The organism is Paenibacillus sp. GM1FR (genome assembly GCF_002803315.1).
GTDB lineage: Bacteria > Bacillota > Bacilli > Paenibacillales > Paenibacillaceae > Paenibacillus > Paenibacillus amylolyticus.
The window spans coordinates 62950-80857 of the sequence record NZ_MKZL01000006.1 but is presented as its reverse complement, the minus strand read 5'-3'; the positions used below and the strand labels follow the sequence as shown (position 1 = coordinate 80857).

Here is a 17908-nt window from a genome sequence, read left to right as displayed (position 1 = left end):
CAAAAAGAGGACGTTCATTATGAGATGAACGTCCTCTTTTGATCGGGCGCATAGCAGTTATTCAGAGTATCCATTCAAATAATCAGCCTGGGTTATAATCCTAACAGCTCTCGCTTGGCTGCATCCGGATCATGTACGACCTCAATCTCATGGTTGAAGATTAGTGTCGCACGATCCTGCTCATATTCAGGCCAGTTCACACCTGCAACTTCAGGTTGGCCATTCTTGGCAAAGGAAATCCAGGCATCCTGTACCTTGAGGGCAAGTGCCGCCGCGGCTTCATCCGGCTCCGCATTCATGAATTTGAGGACATGCAGTGTATTAAACACAAAGAACATTTCGATGCTGTGAATCGCTCTTTTTAACAAGGGATGTTCCGGCATCACCCAATCAAATCGATACATCCACACCGGGGCATACTTCTGCTGTGCCGCAGCATATTGCAGCGCTGACCGCCAGAAGAACATATCGGTCATGACTTGGGCTTGTCCATCTGCCGTTTTTGGATAACTATCCGCGATGGCTACCCGGTTCTCCAGATCTGGCGTCATAAAGTCTACGCCCTGAACCATATCGATTTCTTTTGAAAAAGGCACATGTGGCTGGATAAACAGTGCACCCTCGTGTAATGTCGTACCAATCAGCACCGGAATATCCTGCGCTGAGCCTTCACTCACTGCCTGAAGTGGCATCTGTGGTAGTGTATTCCCATCCAACACAGGTTGGAACAACATTGCCATGCCTGCACCGCTCTGCTGTTTGACCGTTTCACCCGCTGCAATAATCTGCTCTACAGGAATTGTATTTAACTTCTGCAGGTTGTCCCGGTCCACCCCAAGAATCTTTAACATCCCTTCCCGCAACGCTGAAGCTTGCTCTGCCGGCATGAACTGGGATGCACCGCTCTCCATAATGGCACGTTGGAACAGTCCTTTGGCCGCTGGCATCGCCATCAGTGCTGCAATACTCATGCTACCTGCTGATTCGCCGAACACCGTAACTTGATCCGGGTTACCACCAAAAGCAGAGATATTATCCTTCACCCACTGTAATGCCGCAACCTGATCCAGCAGACCTGCATTGGATACATATGAATCACCTAATGGAGCCATATGCAGGAATCCCAAAGGTCCTAATCGGTAGTTGATCGTCACAACGATGACGTCCCCCCGAACCGCTAACTGTGTACCATCATACATCGGCTGGCTACCTGAACCTGTTACAAAGGATCCACCGTGAATCCATACCATGACCGGCAGTGGTGTTGCTCTTTTTCCCTTAGGTGCCCAGATGTTCAGATATAAACTATCTTCTGACTCATTCGGAATTTCTGTCTGGCCTTCTGGTTGATGATTTCGTGGTTGTATATTCTCAGGTCCAAATTGATTGGCCTGTCTGATTCCATCCCATGACTCGGGCTGTACCGGAGCCTTAAAACGCAGCTCACCTACTGGAGGTTTCGCATAAGGAATGCCTTTCCATACACTTGCATCGTGCAAAAGTTCGCCTTGAACGGTACCATATGTCGTTTGAACCTGAAGTTCTCTCATGCCGCTTCTACTTCCTCTCCGTAAATAGGTTAAATTAACGAGTACGCGCATATCATGTGTACTTAATTGAGTATAGTTTGTAGTCATACCCATTTACAACTTTACCCAACTCTAGCCTCCCCTGCTACGTTTCACGTGGAACTTTATGGGGTGGATGATCTGATACATATCTTTAAGATGAACACCAAAAAGGCCGCCCATTAAGCAATGTCATCAAGTTTAACTTGTCTTAATGGCATTGACCCTTAGAGTAACCCTTTCCTTTTTACCATCCAAATAACTACCCTTTTACAGGATAACGCACCGTAAACTCAACACCTTCAATCCATTCACCCGCGACAAAGTCCCGTCCCTTCACAACCACTCGATCCTTATAAACCTCCACATGAAGTCCTTCACTGCCCTCCAGATGTTCATCCTGATCCGTCCATAGATAACCTACAGACGACGCATTGAACATCGTTGGCATGTGGCCTGCACCATCGTACATCGTATGCTGTGCCTCCAGTTGCCAATGGGTGTGACCCGAGAAGAGGATCGCTTGCGGATATTTGGCCAGAACGGCCTTCAGTTCTGCATCCTGATTCACACCATACCAGCCTTGTTCCTTCATCGATCCTGCCACCGTATCCATAAGCGGCTGGTGTAAGAAAATGAAGATGGGATGTTCTGGCGTTGCACGCTCAGACAATTTGGCATCCAGCCACTCCAATTGTTCAGCCGACATATCACAATCCTTCGGATGAGGTTGCTCGGTGCCCAGGAATATATAATGATACCCATCAATCCAATGATCGTGGTACGCGCCCTTCATGCCTGTTGTCCCTTCAAAATCACTTAATCGACGCTGCCATAACCCTGCAACTGTAATTGGGTCTACTCCTGAAGAGGTCGGTCCCCCGTCTTGGCCCTCCTGCTCAGAAGTTACAGCAGACAACGTATAGGTCCCGCCGGATAGTTGCTCAATCAGTGCAGCTGATTCAGCAGCGGTTTGTTTTGTGACCAGTTCCATATCTGCTTCCTGCTCCAACAACTCGGCTACTTCATCCTCTTTCATCTCAAGCAAAACGATCGGCGGATCTTGCCATACCACGGCTCCAATATCATGGTTACCTACCGTGTAACGAATATCCGGCAAACTCTCCGCATGTTGCTTCCATATGCGTTGCAACTCACGATATTCGCTCGGCAGCCCCCGATCTGTCACATCGCCCACATGCATAATCCCGCTGCTCCCCTGACTAAATGTAGCTATGTCGGCTAATGCTTGGTCCAGATGCCGGTTATGAATATGGTCTGCCTCATCTCGCACATGTGTGTCTGTAATGACCTGGAAGCTGGCAATAGGTTGCTCCGGTGTATGTTCATTTCTCATCAAGAATCACTCCATTTCAGTCCAATAATGCCAATCAGAATAAAACCGATCCAGACCATCGACGTGAGCCGCAGACGTTCACCAAAATAGTAATGCCCTACGACGCCAATAAGCGTAATGCCCACGCCAGACCAGATCGCATAGGCCACAGCCAGCGGCATATACTTCACTGCAAAATTAAGAAATGTAAAGCTTGCGCCATAACAGACAAACATCAACACCGAAGGCCATAACCGCGAGAATCCATCCGATACTTTCAGCAAAATGGTAGCGCTCAGCTCCAGCCCGATGGCCAGTGCCAACAGTACCCAGCCCAAGTAGGCGTGACTGTTTGTCATCGATTCAGCCCACCATTCAGCAATTCATGGAAGGATTGAATCGTTCTATCCGCCAAGCGGATTTTTCCCGGTTCTCCAATGCCCATCCTGTACCCCGCACCAGCGGTTCGTGCCATCTCCATGTCTCCGTCCGTATCTCCAATGACCACGGTATACTGCACGGATACACCCAACCGTTCACAGGCAAGCAGTAGCATATCGGGAAAAGGTTTGCCCCGCTCCACCAGATCTGTACCAATCACCACGTCAAAAAAGGAATCCAGTCCCATCCACTGTAAATGTTTAATTGCACTGGGTGTATCATCTGCCGTCACGACACCCATAGCGACACCTTCGCTACGGCACTGTTCAAGGAATTCTTGAACTCCCGGTAACGGACGTGCCGGACGATGCTGCTCCATCTCTTCCTCCGCTCGCGCCAAACACTCCCGGACCATAATCTTGGATTCCGCCCAGCTGAGACCCGCACGATATCCATGCCACGTCAGCACGGCATACACTTCATCCATCGTGCCCATCGCAAGCGGGCCCCGCACATCATACCCATTCATTCGGCCTTGATCATCGTGGAATGTACCCCAGATCTGTGGGAATTCATCTGTGTCGATACGGAGTCCCCTGGTCGCCAACTGGTCTCTGAAGTCGTTCAACACACAATCGGTCCAGAACCCCCACATGCCCGTAAAATCAAGTAATGTCCCGTCCTTGTCAAACAAAACGGCTTCAACCGGATTTGGTAATCCGTCCACATACATCTCATCTTGCATTGGTTAAACTCCTTGTCTGCGATCTTGTATGAACGGAAAGGACGGTACAGCATGTACCGCCCTTATCGCGTGAGTCAATTGCCCGTATACGTTTCTTATTTCGTTACCCTATCCAGTTCCTTCTGTGCTTTCTCTTTCGCTTCCTTCAGCGCTTGTTCCGCTGGCATATTATTGATCTGTACCTGATCAGCTGCATCTTTCAATGCATCATTGATCTTGCCACCCGTTGGATCCTGGAATGGAGCCGAAGCGTGAGCTGCCTGTTGCAGTGGTACGGTGATCTGTGGATTTTCCTCACTGAATTTCATGAACTCTGGATCTTGTTGGGCCGATTGACGTACTGCGATATATCCGGTGTTCATGGACCATGAAGCTGTGTTCGAAGTTTCAGAGAAATACGTAAGCCATTTGTATGCTGCCTGTTGTTGTTCAGGCGTTGCAGCTGACGGAATACCTGCCGAAATGGCACTTGCTACCGGTTTTCCTTCACCAATACCTTCCCAGCCTGGTTGTTGCATCGCAGCGACTACGCTAAAGTCCAAGTCGCCTTGGTCACCACTAGATCCGGTATAACCTGCTGCTTTATTTTTCATCACATCATCAATCGTTTTGTACCAGTACTCCCAGCCCTGACCTCCATAATGAATGCCCATAATCTTGTCTTCGTTAATCCATTTACGGAACAAGTCCCATGTCTCGATCCATTCCGGAGAGTCGATCATAACGGTTTTGCCATCGTCGCTAAGAATCTGTCCACCCTTACCCAGTACGGCATCAATCATATTGTCTCTACCCCACATCGGTTCCCAACCGTAGAAGGTGGTCTTACCATTTTCTTGTTTGCTCATCTTCGCAGCCGCCTCAGCCAGCTTCTCCCATGTCGTCAGAGTTGCTGGGTCGATTCCGTTCTCCTTGAACGTATCCATACGGTAATACATGATCTGAGTTGTACCATACATTGGCAAAAAGTATTGCTTTCCATCCACCTGTCCCTGGTTCAGGAATGTCTGAATGAAATCATCTTTCTTAAAATTCGGATCAGCTGCAATCATCTCATCCATGGGTGCATAATATCCTTTGCGTGCCCAGTCTATATTGGAGCTGAGTACAGCGGCTGGAACCTTCTTGGAAGCAATTGCTGCTTGCAGCTTCTGTTCCGTTTCCGTGTAATCTGCTTGTACAATCCCTTTTACAACGACTTCGTTCTGGGAGGCGTTGAACGCATCAATCGTCTTTTTCATGTTATCGCCCAGATTACCACCCAGACCATACCAGAACTCAATCTCCACCGGATCTTTCGCCTGAGCTTCGGTTCCACTGGCAGCAGCCGTCGTGCCTGATTCTGCGGGTGCTTGTGTTCCACAAGCGGTCAGCAGTGCAAAGCTGGTCGCAAGTACCAGCGACATGCCACCCTTCCAGTTCAACCTCAATCTCTTTTTCCATGTCATGCTTGCCTGACTCCAATTCATTGTTGTTCCTCCCGTTTTAGATGAATGGTAGTGCATATCAGTTCTTGTTCACACCAGCCGTAATATTCACGCTCTGCATGATCGTCTTCTGGGTGAACAGGAAGAGAATAAGTAGAGGTGCGATGGTGAAGGCACTCGCAGCCATAATCTGTGGCCAAGCAAGTCCATATGCCCCGCCTTCTACAAAGAAGCTACGCAGACCCGCCGATACCAGCTGTAAATCAGGGTCTTTGGTGATGAGCATAGGCCAGAAATAGTTGTTGTACTGTTCAATAAACGTAATCAGCACCATCACGGCGAAGCTTGAGCGAACAAGCGGCGTAATAATCGTCCAGAGAATCCGGAAGTGGGATGCACCGTCCAGTTGTCCGGCTTCCACCAATTCATGAGATACCTGCATGAACGCCTGCCGGATCAGGAAGATCGAGAACACGCTGACACAGTTGGATACAATCAAGCCTGTGTAGGAATCCAGCAGGTTAAGTTCGCTAAGTACCAGGTAACTAGGCAGATACACGGCCGTACTCGGTATCATATAACCCACCAGAATCAGGGATGTCAGTGCACCTTTGAGACGGAATTTCATATGTGTCAGGGCGTACGCCATCATACTGGAGTTGACGATCTGAAATAAACAGATGGCTAAGGCTACCCCGGTACTGTTCAGGATGTAACGGGCAAATGGTGCCGCGTTCCAGGCATCCACATAGTTGCTCCATAGGAACGTCTCCGGCCAGAAGGTCGGCGGGAACTGCCAGATCTCATCATTGGTTTTGAACCCGCTAATGACCATCCAATAGAAGGGAAAGGCTGTACCCAGCGCGATAATGGCTAACAGAAGGTAGCGGATTAATTTACTTATTTTAAAATTCGGTTGTGACACGTTCTGCAACTCCTTGCGCTTCATCCGTTTAGACTTTTTGTTGGGCAATGTCATTGTCATTAGTAGTGCACCAGACGTCTGCCAAGCAGGAAGGATACTCCCGAGAGCAACACGCAGATCAGGATAATCACAACGGCGATGGACGAAGCTTCACCTACATTAAAGGATTCGAATGCAGACTGGTAATACATGTACAGCAACGTTCTCGTAGATCCCGCCGGTCCACCCTGTGTCATGACATTGATCTGGTCATAGGCTTGCAAGGACTGGATGGTAAGAATAATTGAGAGAAAAAACGTCGTTGGTGAGATCAGCGGCAATGTGATACTTCTGAACTTATCCCAACCGTTTGCACCATCGATTGAAGCTGCTTCGAGCAGATCGGAAGGTAGATTTCGTAGCGCAACGAGATAAAATACCATCGCCCACCCAATCGACTTCCATAGCGTGACGATCAGAACAGCAACCAATGCCCAGTCCGCGTCACGCAACCAGCCAATGGGTGATACGCCAACCCAGCCCAGCATCAGATTAGCGAGTCCCACTTCGGGCTCGAAGATCCAGGACCACGCAATGGACACCGCAACTGTCGGGGTGACCCAAGGTGAGAAGAGTAATGTCCGGAAGATGCCGGATGATTTGATTTTGCTATTCATGAGCATCGCAAGCGCCAATCCGCCCACAATAGTTGGGATTACACTCCCCAGTCCGAATAACAAGGTGACTTTCAATGACCGATAGAATTCAGAGTTTGTCAGCAGATAACTGTAATTGTCCAAACCAACAAACAGCTTATTCGGGCTCATAAAGTCCCAATCGGTGAAACTGAGATAAACGATATATCCCAGAGGTCCCAGCCAGAAGATCAGCAATGGGATTAGAGCTGGCAGCGTGAATAGTACCGCCTCAGACTCCCTCCATAGTTTTAAACGCAAATCCCCCACTCCTTACTGTCCAATTTTTCTTTAATGATTGGGAATTTTTGAGTATAATCAGCTTTATATTTATTCTGTACAAAATTGATTGTACACTCGTATTGAAAATTCTAATTCCGGCTTATGTTAAAATTGGAGCAAGTCATGTAAAATATGAGGCAGCTAGTGGGAACGCTATCATAAACCAGAGGTGACATTGTGGGAAAAGAAACCGCCGGGAACCCGAATCATTCTTCGTTACCTGATCGGCATGCGCTGAGGGAGAGAGTTATTGAGGCCATCGCCAATACGATGGATCTATATGGGGTTAATCATACGTTTGGCAAATTATACGGCATCATGTATTTTGAGGATCGACCGATGACACTTGAAGAGATGAAAAACTCGATGAATATGAGCAAGAGCAACATGAGCTATGCGGTTCGTTCGCTTACAGAATCACAGATGATCTATAAACTGGAGGAAAAGAAGGAGCGCCAGGATCAATATCTGGCTGAGACCGACTTCTATCGTACGTTCCAGAATTTCTTCGGGGCCAAGCTCCAACGGGAAGTAGATGTCATGTTAGAAGGCATTCGTGAGGTCATTCCTGACCTGTCGGCAATGATCCTTTCGGAACATACCTCTTCTGAAGATCGAGATGATGCACTGCGTGATCTACACAAACTCCAACATGCGGAGCAATACTACGTCTGGTTACAAGGATTCGTGGATCAGTTGCGGGATGGTAAGTTTTACGAGAATGTTGCACACACGCCCGATAAAGAGTAGTACAACTGCGTAAACAGAATAACTAATGGGTGATCAAGCGCTAACCAACCTAGACCAATGTTAAGTCACACTAAAGCGCAAAAAGGAGCTGTTCCTAGCCAATGTATGGCTTTTGGAACAGCTCTTTTTTTATTCTATCTATTGTATTGTCATATCCTATCCGTTTTTAGGGGTTCTCTTTTCCATATACTACTGCATTAATGACCCCTTTTTTCTTTTTAAAATATTACTTTTGCGCTGCAGCTTCGATATCTGCATATGCCCAGTGGGATGAAGGTACATCACTGAACGTTGGCGTAACTTCGCCAGTTAGTGGTGTGCGGTTGAACAATACATTCAACACTTTCACGGCTTCCGCACGTGTCAGCTTGCTATCCGGTTTGAATGTACCATCGTTGTATCCCACCATTAGACCGGCGGATTGCACGTATGCAATCGCATCTGCTGCCCACAGGTCTGCGGATACGTCTGTGAAGGAAACTGCTGGACCATTCACGGTTGTTGCACTCGCTTGTTGCTGCGTCCAGCGATACGCAATCGTTGCCATCTGTGCACGGGTGATCGAGCCTTCCGGTGCAAATTGGGTGTTGCTCATGCCGTTCATGATGCCAGCGGATTGCGCTTTTTGAATCTCACTTTTTGCCCAATGTGTTGCAGATACATCCTTGTAGCTCACGCTATTCACGGAACCTGCTGCCGCTTCAGTTGGAAGATTGCGAGCTAGCATGGCTGCCATCTGTGCACGTGTTACGAATGCATCCGGGCGGAAATCCGCACCAAATCCTTGGATGTACGGTTGATGTGTACTTTGTGAAGCTTTCAGTCCATCCACAACAACGAGGGTGAACGTACTGAATTTTGTTACGGTAAATTCGATGCCTTCGCTATTATCCGCGAGTTGCACCAGTTTGCCTTGAATCAATTCTTTTGTGCCGTCACTGTGTTCGATATAGATCGCCAGGTTGTCCAATGCTTGCTGACGAGCAGCCGGATCGGTTGGCAGACTGTCACGCAGTGGCAATGTGAGTGTCACTTCGCGGCTCTGCATATTCGTGTCGATCTCTACCGGACGAGCCAGTACACGCACATTCGTATTCGGAGCAACTTGTTGAATCAACTGTTCTTTCTTCGCACGCTCTTCAACTTCTTTGCGCTCCGATTCCTTTTTCAAAGGTACAACACGGAAGTACAAGTCTTGATCGAATCCGGCGATGGAATTTGTCGGAACGGAAATCACTACATTTTCAGTGGAAATCTCCAGCTTGAGTGAACCATCATTCAGTTCTTTTACCGCTGCTTTAGGCAGTTCAATGCGTGTCTCGGACACGGAATCTTTGCTATCTGGAATAACAATGCGTGCGGTGTTCATGTTCAATTGCTTCGCTTTTCCCACCGATTCCTTGGCAATCGCTTCGGTCATTTTCACCAGATCTTTGATCGTGCCGTTGGTTTCGGTTGTACGTGTGATCGGCGTTTTGGTCAAGTTGGTTCCGTTCGTTCCATTAACATCAACCACGATCTGCTCTTGTTTCGTTGTTGGTGCAGGTGTAGACGTTACTGGTGAAGTTGTTACAGGCGCCGTAGATCCGCCGCCACCACCAGTGTTTCCGCCAGGATTAGGTGTTGGAGTATTGGATGTAAACGTAAGTGTTGTCCATTTCCATGCCGGTGTGTTGCCTTTGGCTCTTACACGAACCACAATTATTTGGTTGCCCTCAAATCGATCTGTATTGGTAAATTTATTCCAAGTCTCCCCATTATCTTTGGAATATTCCATCGTTTCATCTGCACCGATAACCACATTGGCTGTATCATCAGCAGTCACTTTAGGCGCTGGGGGAGCAAAGAACAAGTCAAATGCTCTTTGAATATCTTTAATTTTTTCATATCCTCCATCAGGTCGTTCACTAAGCATCCACTCTGCGAGTTGTTGCTGTTCCGCATTCGTTGATAATGTTACTATCTGGTCAAACTTCAGAGGGGATTCCTGAAGACTTAATTCTGGATTGTTGGCTAAAAGTATTTGGTACTGCATTTGAAGCATTTGGTACAAATTCAAGTTATTTAATATCTCACTCGCTGTCTCTGCTTGGTTAATTGAAGGGAACTCTTCAGATAGCGTAAACATTAGACCTACAGACGATTCAGTGTCCATTGCAACAGAAGTGAACTTCGCAATATAAGCAATTAACTGCTGATCCGCCTGGTTAGCTTTCAGATAAAAATCTGCTGCTCTCTTGAACTGTTCAAACTCTTCTTCAGAAAACAGATTAGCACCCTTTGCAATGACCTGATCGTAAATGTTATTTAATGCAGAAGCCATATCTCGGTAATCTAACCGATACCCCAAAAGGATATTGATACTTATATCTACAATAAATTGAACCTGATCTCCATTGTAAGATCCCGATCTCGGAGTCAACTGCACTAACGTAGCAGCAACTGTCTTTTGTTCTTGATCTGTTAGCTCACTAAACGCTCCAGGATGATTGAGCAGATCTGTATTTTTTAATATGGATAACACTGTAACTTTATCCTTGAGAACTATCGCTGCGTTCAGCTGCTTCAGCGATTGCTTCTCAGGAGTGCCAAAGAACTCATCAAATGCTTCTTGCGCGGATTTATATGTTAAATAGCCATTACCCGGCTTTTTCAACAGCATCCAGTCAGTAAGCTTTTCCATTTCAGTCATGTTGGAGGAAATGCTTTTCATTTTACTAAAATCAAGCGGGAATGTACCAACGAGGGTCTCTTTATCTGTGCCTTTAAACGCCTCTGCTTGTTCTTGTAGCTGATATAAATCCATTAGCGCATTAATCATTTCACTTTGTGTTGAGGCATTCGTGAAATTGATAATTTGGCTCGATGCCATAGAAAGATTCATAACTGATTCTTCAAGGGATGAATTATTAGCAATTCGTTGTAGTTTAATTTTGAATGCCAATACATTCTGTTCCAGATCAGAAGCTAGAAGATATCGATCTAGCATCGGTTTCATCATATTCAGATATTCAGGACTAACCGCCGCTGCAAAAATAAGAGATTTGTCGTAATAAGCAGTCAGTCTTTCTTGGACATCGGACAATTCATTTACTTTCGATACTGAAATGCCTTGTTGAATATAATCTACCAAAAATTGAACCTCACTGTTACTCTGATACCCATTAACAGGCTCATTCATATGTCCCGCTAATGTTACCAGTGCATTCTGTTCTTCCAGGGGAAGAGATTCAAAATCCGGCGTCGTAGTGATAAAATTTTCATTTTCGAACAGTTCAGTTATTTTAGCTGCATCAAAGTTTTGACCAATAGAGTTATTGAATCCATTCAGCGGTGTAGTAAATTTAATGGATTGCATCTGATAAGCAGTTTCCATACTGTATCTATCCTGAACAATTACATTGAAATAATAGGTCTCACCATCGCTTAAACCCGTAATTTGTTGGTGAAAAGTACCATCTGTAGATTCCGAACCCTGAATCCAACGGTTATAGGAATAATCGGTTGTGTGACCGTTAATTGTAGCAGCGTCTATTAGATTCGGTTCGTCAGATAAGAAAACCCGATAATATAAATCAGGCGGGGAAGTAGAATCGGAATAGGCGTATGTCCAACTAATTTCAACCGAGTTGTCATCTACACCTTTCACTGTAATTAGGCCATTGTTCCCTGGATTGGTATATCCTCCTGCACTTACCTTTCCTGCTGGTGCCAGCCATGGAGCTACCAACACCAAAATGAGCAACATGCTCATTATTTTTCTGTATTGCATCTTTTCTTTCCTCCCTAATCTCGCTTCTCTAAGATAGGCCTATTGTAGTACACAACTCTGAACGGATTCTGAACAACAGAGCAAATAAAAGGGTTTAAAACCATTTATTTAGATATAATTAGTAAAAATACTCATTTTTTTCGTCATTATTCAACATTTTTATTTCGAGATATATTATCTAAGACCTATAAAAATATATACCGCGAGTTTAATCAAATCTTAGAATATACTTCCCTGAATTTCAGTAGAACAAAGAAGACCACCCTATTTGGGGTGGCCTTCTTTGTTCTACTTTATTAGCTTGCTCATAACTAAACTGCCTGCTGTAAGCCTCTTAATCTTGCAAAGATATTATTACTGCGCTGCAGCTTCAATATCTGCATATGCCCAGTGTGTATCTGGCACATCACTGAACGTTGGCGTAACTTCGCCAGTTAGTGGTGTGCGGTTGAACAATACATTCAGCACTTTCACCGCTTCAGCACGGGTCAGCTTACTGTCCGGTTTGAATGTACCATCGTTGTATCCCACCATTAGACCAGCGGATTGCACGTATGCAATCGCCTCTGCTGCCCACAGGTCTGCGGATACGTCTGTGAAGGACACCGCTGTACCATTCACGGTTGTATTACTCGCTTGTTCCTGCATCCAGCGATACGCAATCGTTGCCATCTGTGCACGGGTGATCGAACCTTCCGGTGCAAATTGGGTGTTACTCATGCCGTTCATGATGCCAGCGGATTGCGCTTTTTGAATCTCACTTGTTGCCCAGTGTGTCGCAGATACATCCTTGTAGCTCACGCTATTCGCGGAACTTGCTGCTTCAGTTGGAAGATTACGAGCCAGCATCGCTGCCATTTGTGCACGCGTTACGAATGCATCTGGGCGGAAATCTGTACCAAATCCTTGGATGTAAGGTATATGTGTACCTTGTGAAGCTTTCAGTCCATCCACAACAACGAGGGTGAACGTACTGAATTTTGTTACGGTAAATTCGATGCCTTCGCTGTTATCCGCGAGTTTCACCAATTTTCCTTGAATCAATTCTTTTGTGCCGTCACTGTGTTCGATATAGATCACCAGGTTGTCCAATGCTTGCTGACGAGCAGCCGGATCGGTTGGCAGACTGTCACGCAGTGGCAACGTGAGTGTCACTGCGCGGCTCTGCATATTCGTGTCGATCTCTACAGGACGAGCCAATACACGAACATTCGTATTCGGAGCAACTTGTTGAATCAATTGCTCTTTCTTCGCACGTTCTTCGACTTCTTTGCGCTCCGATTCCTTTTTCAGGGGAACCACACGGAAGTACAAGTCTTGATCGAATCCGGCGATGGAATTCGTCGGAACGGAGATCACTACATTTTCAGTGGAGATTTCAAGTTTCAGTGAACCATCATTCAGTTCTTTCACCGCTGCCTTAGGCAGTTCAATACGTGTCTCGGACACGGAATCTTTGGTGTCTGGGATGACAATGCGTGCGGTGTTCATGTTCAATTGCTTCGCTTTTTCAACAGATTCCTTGGCAATCGCTTCGGTCATTTTCACCAGGTCTTTGATCGTGCCGTTGGTTTCGGTTGTACGGGTAATTGGCGTTTTGGTCAGGTTGGTACCGTTTGTTCCATTAACGTCAACCACGATCTGCTCTTGTTTCGTTGTTGGTGCAGGTGTAGAGGTTACTGGTGTAGTTGTGGACGAACCTCCACCTGTGCTACCACCCGGGTTAGGCGTTGGAGTATTGCCATTATCTGTGCTGCTATCACCATTCTGTGTAAAGACAAACTTCACGGCGCGGCCTGGCAGTTCATCGCTGATTGCTTTGTAACGAACCCATACCGTTTTGTTGCCGCTAAGGTCCATTTTTTGAATGAAGGCAACATCAATCCAGTGCAGCTTATTGTCAAAAGAAATCTCCATCGTGCTGTCCAAGCCCGTTAGGGTGTTATTGATGTCATTCCCCTTCACATTAGGAGCCGTAAAGAATCGATTAAATACATTTTGTAGATTCCCAACATCCTCGTAACTGTCTTGTTCATTTAGGACCCATTCAGCCAATTCCTTCTGGCCTTCAGGACTAAGTTCTGCTCTTTTGGATAAATCAAGAGCGCCTCTAAGATTAAATTTGTACTTGCTGAAGAACGCTTCACCTTTAATCTGATCTTTCATTGCCTTATCAAGCCATTGATCCATTCGCGGTATAGAGGTAGCTTGCTCAAATGAATCGATAGGCATAGAGAGGAGATTCAGGACAATATCAGGATCAACAATATCCCCTTTAGACACTCCTTCCAACCTTTCGAATGCAACTAGATGCAAGTAATTGAATGCCAGTACACCTTTATCTACTTTGCTACGTTCCAAATGTTGTTGTCCAAGGCTGCGTAACACATATGTCTGTTGGTCATTAAAGTGATTAGGTCCATTTACTAATTGCTGAGCGAGCAGATCCAGTTTATTCCTAAGAACACTGAGTTCCCTCTGCTCCCAAACAGATTGTGCCAATACACCAAGTTCAATCATATATTGGACCTGTTCTTTGTTTTTGTAATCTTTATTTACATATTCAATCAGGAATCCCGCAATGAAATCTCTAACCTGCAAAGACAAGGCACCGTATCCATTGGGTAAAGTAATACCCAGATCCGGATCTTCCATAGCCATTCGCATAGCCGCTATATTACTGTTGCTCTTTGCAGTATTTAAGACACTCAATGGATTGCTTTCGTTATCATCCGGGAAAAATTTATTAAATGCAGTCTGAATTGCATTATAGCTTACATACCCTCCGATTGGTCGGAGTTCAAGTATAAGGTCCGCTAATTGTTGCTTATACTCATCTGTTAAGGTATCGATTTCGGCAAAGTTCAGAGGGAAAGCATCCAACGGACTTTCTGGGTAATCGGAGTTATATTTCTCAACATCTTTCTGAATAGATCGGAGTTGCTCCAAAGACTCCAACACTTCTGCTTCCGTTAAGGCCTGGTTAAGATAAGGTGTTCTTTCAACAGCAGTGTCCGTGAATTTGACTACTCGGGAGATGGACTCTTTCCCTTTTAGCCTAATTGCATATCGATACTTAGTCATCCATTTGTCCATTTCGGAGGATGTGAGGTAAGTATCAATAAGTCGGTAGTATTCTCCTTCTGCATCGGGCTCCTTGAAATAATCTACTCGTTTTGCTTGCTTTTTATAAAACTCATCAAGTGCAGTTATTGCGTTTGGTCCATCAATTTCGCGAATGACTTCAAGTGCCTTCAAGGCTACTTGCACCATGAATTGGACCTGTTTATTATTCTCATATCCAGCATTCGTTGGTGGATCTATATCCAGTAAGTATATTGCGATATCCTCCTGATCTTTGACAGAAAGCATCTTGAAATCAGGCTCAGTGATGAATTGTTCATCGCGCAGTAATGCAATCATATCTTGGATAAAATCATTGCTGTTACCCCGATCTGCTTCTTTCTTCAGTTCGTTATACTTGGTCAGCGGTGTATCCTTATTAAAGAACGCATCAAACGTAGTTTGAACTTCAGATACCGTTTCATAACCGTTCTGCGGCTTATGATCAATCATCCATTGTGCAAGTTCGGATTTAGTGGCTGCATCATTCTGGATGGTCGACATCTTCCCCATATCAAAAACAAAAGGCTGGATGTTAGGATTTGGATTAAAAATGACATGCATTTGAATGAAGTCATACTTACCATAAAGATTATCCAATGATGCTTCCATGCTGGAAAGGTCAAGTGCTCCATTCAGTTCTTTATATTCTGATATCTTAGAAACCATAAATTCCAACTGACTATTAAATTGCGTAGGATCGCTAGAATTCATGAATATAATATTATAGAACATAAGATAGCTCACAAACATTGGCAAGTCTGCACCCGTCAAATTCATATAATGATTACCAGCTTGTGTCCAATCAGGTTTACCAACATTCGGGAAATAAGTGGACCATTCTGCCAGCAGGCTATAAACCAGAGTGATGTTGTACTGCAATGCGCTCGACTCAGTCTGCTTAGGAAGTGTGATAAGATGGTGCACCAAATCAAATACGTAATTGGCCTGATTGTTGTTCTCATATGAGAACTCCAGTGGAAGCAGCAAGACCATGCCTCTGGCAATTTCATATTTTTGATTATCGTTCAATGCTTCATAATCTTCAGGTAGTGTGATTAAATCTTGTTGTTCAAGTAAATTTTGAACATTGGTCATCGTCGTACCCTCATCCGACTCAACATACATGTCTCTCTCCATATTAAGTTGATCCAACGGAGTAAACGGGTCAGCACTTGCAACCCCACCCACACTAACCACCTGTAACAACAAAACCGCAATTAAAAGGCAGCTTATCAGCTTTTTGTAATTCATGTACTTGATCCTCCCTATCTCATGTTTTTTACATATAAATTCAATCCATCTGATACGTAAGGCCTATTGTAGTGCACTGCGATAAACAGAATCTAAACAAAAAGAGCAAATAAAAGGAAAAAGATCCACCCTGTAGTATAAAAACAGGATAGATCTCAACTTTTTTCGCCATATTTCATCATTTTATTTTTAAAAAAGTATCCTTTGGGACCTATATAACTCGGACTCTTAGATCAAGGTGTACCCGCCATCCACATACAATGTGCTGCCCGTCGTGAACGTATTGGCCATCAGATACGTAACTGTATGTGCAATTTCTTCATTGTAGCCACAAAGGGTAAAATTTAACGCGAACGAAGCGACCTGAACGACAACTATACAATGGAACTTCACAGCAAAAAAAAACGAGAGACAGATCACCTGATATCAGGCATATCCGTATCCCGTCTTTGTCACATCACATTCCAATCCGACCCGACCTTATACGATCCCGATGGTCTCTGACCTAAGAAAGTAACCCCAGCTTCAGTACTCTTGCAATATTCTCGGCGGTACGTTCCACATTCTCCGGGCCTTCTCGCAATAGTCGATCCAGATCTGCTGCCCCAGGCACAATACCAAATATGGCATCAATACCTTCTGCGTAGAGGGTGTCGATCCCTTCGCCCACATAGCCTGCAAGAGCAATCACGGGTTTACCCGCTTCCTTGGCTGCTCGAGCAACACCATAGGGGGTCTTGCCAAATTTCGTTTGGAAGTCGATACCGCCTTCACCCGTAAATACCACATCCGCAGCAATCAACTTTTCACTTAGCTCAGTATATTCAATGACAATTTCAATCCCTTTACGTAACACAGCCTGTGTAAAAATTAAGAGTCCCGCGCCCAATCCCCCAGCTGCTCCGGTTCCTTGTACATCTCGGATATCTTTATGAAGCTGCTGTTTCACCACATCTGCATAATGGGACAGATTCGCATCCAGCTGTTCAACCATCTCTGGAGTAGCCCCTTTTTGTGGTCCAAACACCCTTGATGCGCCATGCTCCCCACATAGGGGATTGGTCACATCACAGGCCACAATGAACTCCACTTCTTGCAAACGCTCATCCAGACCAGATAGATCAATCTGAGCCAGTTGATCCAGAACCCCGCCACCACGCGCAAGCGGACGACCCTCTGCATCCAGAAACTTCGCACCAAGCGCTTCAGCCATGCCAGCCCCACCATCGTTGGTCGCGCTACCACCAATACCAATGATGATCTTGCGTATGCCAAGGTCCAGACATGCGCGAATCAACTCGCCTGTTCCATAGGTTGTCGTCCGGAGCGGGTCCCGGGTCTCCTTGGTAACCAAGTGGATGCCGCTGGCCGATGCCATCTCGATGGCCGCCGTTGTTCCCCCACCCAGAATGCCATACTGCGCAGTGACTGTCTGACCCAATGGTCCGCTCACCTCGTGCTTCGTGCTGGTGAAGGACACCGCCGGAAGCGTCCACAAGGGACTGCACCGTACCTTCCCCACCATCTGCCATAGGTACATGAATATAGTCTGCCGTCGGATATATTTTACGCAACCCTTTTTCCATCGCGATACATACTTCTTTCGCTGTCATGCTTTCTTTGAACAAATCCGGTGCCAGAACAAATGTCTTCTCTCTAGTCTCTCTCATA

11 protein-coding genes and 1 pseudogene are annotated in these 17908 nt (G+C 45.7%); 1 reads left to right on the top strand and 11 read right to left on the bottom strand.

From position 1 onward, the window contains the following. Positions 1-92: 92 nt before the first annotated feature. The 7 genes from PAEAM_RS03880 to PAEAM_RS03850 all read right to left on the bottom strand — a co-directional run bounded on the left by PAEAM_RS03880 (position 93) and on the right by PAEAM_RS03850 (position 7317). Positions 93-1550, bottom strand: coding sequence for a carboxylesterase/lipase family protein (locus PAEAM_RS03880; RefSeq protein ID WP_076320386.1), 1458 nt, complete (start codon positions 1548-1550; stop codon positions 93-95). Between the two features lie 280 nt (positions 1551-1830). Then, a complete protein-coding gene (locus PAEAM_RS03875; protein ID WP_100526722.1) occupies positions 1831-2925 on the bottom strand; it encodes a metallophosphoesterase family protein in 1095 nt (364 codons plus the stop codon). Next, complete coding sequence (locus PAEAM_RS03870; RefSeq protein ID WP_051447260.1) at positions 2925-3263, bottom strand: DMT family transporter; 339 nt, start codon at positions 3261-3263, stop codon at positions 2925-2927. The genes PAEAM_RS03875 and PAEAM_RS03870 overlap by 1 nt, the downstream gene beginning before the upstream one ends. Beyond that, positions 3260-4030 carry an HAD family hydrolase gene (locus tag PAEAM_RS03865; protein WP_243391264.1) on the bottom strand — a complete coding sequence of 257 codons (771 nt, stop codon included), beginning with the start codon at positions 4028-4030 and terminating at the stop codon, positions 3260-3262. Before PAEAM_RS03865 ends, PAEAM_RS03870 begins: the two co-directional genes overlap by 4 nt. Positions 4031-4125: 95 nt before the next feature. Then, entirely contained in the window at positions 4126-5499 is a 1374-nt protein-coding gene (locus tag PAEAM_RS03860; RefSeq protein WP_074092779.1) for an ABC transporter substrate-binding protein, read from the bottom strand. 37 nt (positions 5500-5536) lie between these two features. Beyond that, positions 5537-6382 carry a carbohydrate ABC transporter permease gene (locus PAEAM_RS03855; protein ID WP_243391263.1) on the bottom strand — a complete coding sequence of 282 codons (846 nt, stop codon included), beginning with the start codon at positions 6380-6382 and terminating at the stop codon, positions 5537-5539. Positions 6383-6441: 59 nt separating this feature from the next. Further along, positions 6442-7317 carry a carbohydrate ABC transporter permease gene (locus PAEAM_RS03850; RefSeq protein WP_036612319.1) on the bottom strand — a complete coding sequence of 292 codons (876 nt, stop codon included), beginning with the start codon at positions 7315-7317 and terminating at the stop codon, positions 6442-6444. A gap of 198 nt (positions 7318-7515) precedes the next feature. Between PAEAM_RS03850 and PAEAM_RS03845 the strand changes: the two genes are divergently transcribed. Continuing rightward, positions 7516-8088, top strand: a complete 573-nt coding sequence (locus tag PAEAM_RS03845) for a GbsR/MarR family transcriptional regulator (RefSeq protein ID WP_076252000.1) — start codon at positions 7516-7518, stop codon at positions 8086-8088. A 226-nt stretch (positions 8089-8314) separates the two neighbouring features. Here PAEAM_RS03845 and PAEAM_RS03840 read toward each other — a convergent pair whose 3' ends face one another. The 4 genes and pseudogenes from PAEAM_RS03840 to PAEAM_RS03825 all read right to left on the bottom strand — a co-directional run bounded on the left by PAEAM_RS03840 (position 8315) and on the right by PAEAM_RS03825 (position 17907). Then, positions 8315-11860 (bottom strand): DUF4073 domain-containing protein, encoded by a 3546-nt coding sequence (locus tag PAEAM_RS03840; RefSeq protein WP_100526721.1) that lies wholly within the window; start codon positions 11858-11860, stop codon positions 8315-8317. A gap of 354 nt (positions 11861-12214) precedes the next feature. Continuing rightward, entirely contained in the window at positions 12215-16237 is a 4023-nt protein-coding gene (locus PAEAM_RS03835; protein WP_100526720.1) for an S-layer homology domain-containing protein, read from the bottom strand. 228 nt (positions 16238-16465) lie between these two features. Continuing rightward, the gene (locus tag PAEAM_RS32675) at positions 16466-16630 is read right to left on the bottom strand and encodes a hypothetical protein (protein ID WP_430209980.1); all 165 of its coding nucleotides are present in this window, start codon (positions 16628-16630) and stop codon (positions 16466-16468) included. A gap of 112 nt (positions 16631-16742) precedes the next feature. Further along, positions 16743-17907, bottom strand: a pseudogene (locus PAEAM_RS03825) (glycerate kinase family protein). Position 17908: the final 1 nt, after the last annotated feature.